3 protein-coding genes are annotated in these 4,752 nt (G+C 67.6%); all 3 read left to right on the top strand.

What is annotated here, in order from left to right:
• A partial coding sequence (locus ACT3TS_RS19320) for an FAD-dependent oxidoreductase (RefSeq protein ID WP_444533157.1) occupies positions 1 to 2,661 on the top strand: 2,661 nt, incomplete at its 5' end.
• Positions 2,654 to 3,301 (top strand): sarcosine oxidase subunit gamma, encoded by a 648-nt coding sequence (locus ACT3TS_RS19315; RefSeq protein ID WP_444533156.1) that lies wholly within the window; start codon positions 2,654 to 2,656, stop codon positions 3,299 to 3,301. The genes ACT3TS_RS19320 and ACT3TS_RS19315, both read left to right, overlap by 8 nt.
• Positions 3,292 to 4,665 carry an L-serine ammonia-lyase gene (locus tag ACT3TS_RS19310; RefSeq protein WP_444533155.1) on the top strand — a complete coding sequence of 458 codons (1,374 nt, stop codon included), beginning with the start codon at positions 3,292 to 3,294 and terminating at the stop codon, positions 4,663 to 4,665. The genes ACT3TS_RS19315 and ACT3TS_RS19310 overlap by 10 nt, the downstream gene beginning before the upstream one ends.
• Positions 4,666 to 4,752: the final 87 nt, after the last annotated feature.

Below are 4,752 nucleotides of genomic sequence, written 5' to 3'. Positions count from 1 at the left end.
TCCCTGGTGGACGGACTCGACGTCGAGCTCCTCTCCGGGCTGGGCAAGCTGGACCCCACCGAGGACGAGGCCATCTACGACAAGAAGTATGTCCACACGGACGTCCTGATTGTCGGCGGCGGCCCCGCCGGGCTCGCCGCGGCCCGCGACGCCGCCCGCACCGGCGCCCGCACCATCCTCATCGATGACCAGCCCGAATTCGGCGGGGCCCTGCTCTCGGGCTGCGACGAGCAGGTCGCCGGCATGCCGGCCCTGGACTGGGTCGCCGGCATTGCCGCCGAACTGGCCGCCGCCCCGGAGTGCACCGTTCTGCACCGCACCACCGCATTCGGCTCCTACGACAGCAACTTCCTGCTCGCCGTGGAAAACCGCACCGACCACCTCGCCGAGGCCCCGGCCCCCGGCATCTCCCGCCAGCGGGTTTGGCACATCCGTGCCAACCAGGTGGTCCTGGCCACCGGCGCCCACGAACGCCCGCTCGTGTTTGAAAACAACGACCGCCCCGGCATCATGCTCGCCTCGGCGGTCCGCAGCTACCTGAACCGCTACGGCGTGGCCGCCGGCTCCCGCGTGGTCATCGCCACCACCAACGACAGCGCCTACCAGCTGGCCGCGGACCTCCTCGCCGCAGGCATCGAGGTCGCCGCCGTCGTTGACGCCCGCCCGCAGCTGTCCCCGCTCGCCGCGGCCGCCGCCACCAGCGAGGATGTGCGTGTCATCAACGGCAGCGCCGTGGTCAACACCACCGGTGATTCATCGCTGGAGTCGGTCCTGGTTTCCGGCATCGACGCCGACGGCTCCCCCACCGGTGAGGTCGAGGAAATTTCCGCGGACCTGCTCGCCGTCTCCGGCGGCTGGAGCCCCGTGGTGCACCTGCACAGCCAGGCCCAGGGCAAGGTGCGCTGGGATGCGGATCTGGTTGGTTTTGTCCCCTCCAGCGTGGTCAAGAACCAGCAGGTGGTGGGCGCCGCCCGGGGCAGCTATACCCTGTCAGGCTGTGTTGCCGAGGGCGCCTCGGCCGGTGCGGTTGCGGCCGTCAGCGCCGGGTTTGCCACGGCCGACGCCGTTGCTGCCGCCACCGCAGCTGCAGCGCGCCCGGCCCGCCCGGCCCAGCCCACGGCCCCGACCCGCGCCTTGTGGCTGGTCTGCGGTACGGAAGGAACGGCGTCGGACTGGCATCACCACTTTGTGGACTTCCAGCGGGACCAGAGCGTGGCCGACGTTTGGCGCTCCACCGGGGCAGGGCTGCGCAGCGTGGAGCACATCAAGCGCTATACCTCCATCAGCACCGCCAACGACCAAGGCAAGACCTCCGGGGTGAATGCGATCGGAGTCATTGCGGCCGCGTTCCGCCAGCAGGGCACCGTCGTGGACCCGGACATCGGCGCCATCGGCACCACCACCTACCGCGCCCCGTTCACCCCCGTGTCCTTCGTTGCCCTGGCCGGACGGCAGCGCGGGGATCTCTTTGACGCGGCACGACGCACCTCCATCCACCCGTGGCACGAAGACCGCGGAGCACTTTTTGAGGACGTCGGTCAGTGGAAGCGCCCCTGGTTCTACCCGCGGCCGGGCGAAGACATGGATGCTGCCGTGCTGCGCGAGTGCGCCGCAACCCGCGACTCCGTCGGCTACATGGATGCCAGCACGCTGGGCAAGATTGAAATCCGCGGCAAGGACGCCGGGGAGTTCCTGAACCGGATCTACACCAACGCTTTCAAGAAGCTTGCCCCCGGGCTGGCCCGCTACGGTGTCATGTGTACCCAGGACGGAATGATCTTTGACGACGGCGTGACCCTGCGCCTGGATGAGGACCGCTTCTTCATGACCACCACCACCGGCGGCGCGGCCAAGGTGCTGGACTGGCTGGAGGAATGGCTGCAGACCGAGTGGCCCGAGTTGGACGTCACCTGCACCTCGGTGACGGAGCAGTGGAGCACCATTGCCGTCGTCGGCCCCAAGTCACGGGCTGTACTGGCGAAGCTGGCACCGGAGCTGGACCTGTCCGCCGAGGCGTTCGGGTTCATGGCGTTCCGCGAAACAACGCTCGCCTCGGGCGTGCCGGCCCGGATCTGCCGGATCTCCTTCTCCGGCGAGCTCGCCTACGAGATCAACGTCCCGTCCTGGTACGGGCTGGACACGTGGGAGGACGTGACCGCTGCCGGGGAGGAATTCAACATCACCCCGTACGGCACCGAAACCATGCACGTGCTGCGTGCCGAAAAGGGCTACCCGATTGTGGGCCAGGACACCGACGGCACGGTTACACCGCACGACGCCGGCATGGAATGGGTGGTATCCAAGGCCAAGGACTTCATCGGCAAACGCTCCTATCAGCGCCCCGATGCCAACAGTGAAAGCCGCAAGCACATGGTCACCGTGCTGCCCGTGGACGGTTCCATCCGGCTGCCGGAAGGCACCCAGCTGGTGGAGGCCGGGATCACCGTCAACCCCGCATACGGGCCCGTGCCCATGCAGGGCTTCGTCAGTTCCAGCTACCACAGCGCCGCCCTGGGCCGGTCCTTCGGCCTGGCCCTGATCAAGAACGGCCGAAACCGGATCGGTGAACGGCTTGTGGCAAGTGTCGGCTCCCAACTGGTGGACGTCGTCGTAGGGGAAACAGTACTTTTTGATGCAGAAGGGAAGCGCCGAGATGGGTAACACAATCGACAACACCAAGGTAATGGCACGCCGCCACAGCCCTGCGGAACACCTCTGGACCGATTTCGAGGTGGGGACCGTTGCCGGGGAGCGCGGGGTTTCCCTGCGCGAGGTCCCGTTCCAGAGCATGGTCGGAATCCGTGTGGATCCGCTTTCCGAGGCCGGCCGGCGGATAGGTTCCCTCACCGGCGGGCTGCCCGTCACGGCCGGCCAGGTCACGTACGGGCAGGTCGCAACGGCGGCTGCCACAACAACAACGCTCTGGCTGGGACCGGACGAGTTCCTGGTGGTTGGTCCGGAAGAATCCGCCGCGGGGACCCTGGCCGCCGCCCTGGTGGCAGCCCTGGGCGACGGGGCAGGGCAGGCCATCGACCTCTCCAGCAACCGCACCAGCTTTGAACTGGCCGGGCCCAGCGCCCGGGCCGTGCTGGAAAAGAGCTGCGCGGCGGACCTGCACCCACGATCCTTCGCAACCGGAACCGCCATCACCACGGAAATCACCAAGATCCCCACCATCTTGTGGAAGGCCGGGGACGAGACATTCCAGATCTTCCCCAGAGCGTCCTTTGCCGACTACCTGGGCCGCTGGTTCCTGGACGGCGTGCGGGAATTCGCGTCCGGGAGCGCACCGTGGCACTAAGTGTCCTGGACCTGTTTTCCGTGGGCATCGGGCCCTCCTCCTCCCACACTGTGGGCCCGATGCGTGCGGCCAAGCGCTTTTCCGAAGGCCTTGAGCGCGACGGCGAGCTGTCCGCCGTCGTCCGCGTTGAGGCCGAGCTGTTCGGCTCCCTCGGCGCCACGGGCCGCGGCCACGGATCGGACAAGGCTGTGGTGCTGGGGCTGCAGGGGCAGGACCCGGAGACAGTGGACACCGCCACGGCCGACGACCAGGTGGCCGCGGCCGCCCTGGATGCCGAGCTGCTGCTCGCCGGGCTGCACCGCGTCGACTTCAACTATGACAAGGACGTGGTGCTGCACCGGCGCAAGTCGCTGCCGGCCCACCCCAACGGCATGACGTTCCGGGCCATGGACCATGCTGGGGAGGTGGTGCGCGAGCGCACCTACTACTCCGTGGGCGGCGGCTTTGTGGTGGATGAGCAGGCCGTCGGGGCGGACCGGGTGGTCATGGACGAAACTGTCCTGCCCCACCCGTTCAGCACCGCCGACGAGCTGCTGGCCATCTGTGCAAGGGAGCGCCTGAACATCTCCGAGGTCATGCTCGCCAACGAACTGGTGTGGCACACGGAGGAGCATCTGAGGGCCAAGCTGCTGAACATTTGGTCCGTCATGCAGGAGTGCGTGGACAATGGCTGCGCCGCCGAGGGGATCCTGCCCGGCGGGCTGAAGGTCACGCGCCGGGCGCCGGGGCTGTTCCGAACCCTGCAGGCGCCGGAGGATGCCGCCGACCCGCTGCGGGCCATGGAATGGGTGAACCTCTTCGCACTGGCCGTGAACGAGGAGAACGCCGCGGGCGGGCGCATTGTCACAGCCCCCACCAACGGGGCGGCCGGCATCATCCCGGCCGTGCTGCACTACTACATGAAGTTTGTCCCCGGAGCCAACGACGACGGTGTTGTGCGGTTCCTGCTGACGGCGGCGGCGATCGGCATGCTGTTCAAGCTCAACGCCTCCATCTCCGGTGCCGAGGTTGGCTGCCAGGGCGAGGTCGGATCGGCGTGTTCCATGGCCGCAGGCGCCTTGTGCGAGCTGCTGGGCGGCACGCCCGTCCAGGCTGAGAATGCCGCAGAAATTGGCATAGAACACAACCTTGGCCTGACCTGCGATCCCGTGGGCGGACTGGTGCAGATTCCCTGCATCGAACGCAACGCGATCGCCAGCGTCAAGGCGATCAACGCCGCACGGCTGGCCCTGCACGGGGACGGCAACCAGAAGGTGTCGCTGGACAAAGCCATCAAGACCATGAGGGAAACAGGTGCCGACATGATGAGCAAGTACAAGGAAACCTCCCGCGGAGGCCTCGCCGTGAATGTGATCGAGGGCTGAGATGAGTACCCTTTCCGCACCGGCGGGGACCGCCCAATACGTGCTGACCCTGGACTGTCCCGACAGCCCGGGGCTGGTCCACCAGAT

The organism is Specibacter sp. AOP5-B1-6, assembly GCF_052376555.1.
Taxonomy (GTDB): Bacteria; Actinomycetota; Actinomycetes; order Actinomycetales; family Micrococcaceae; genus Specibacter.
Note: the sequence above shows the minus strand (reverse complement) of the source record. Positions and strands in the feature narration are given on the sequence as shown.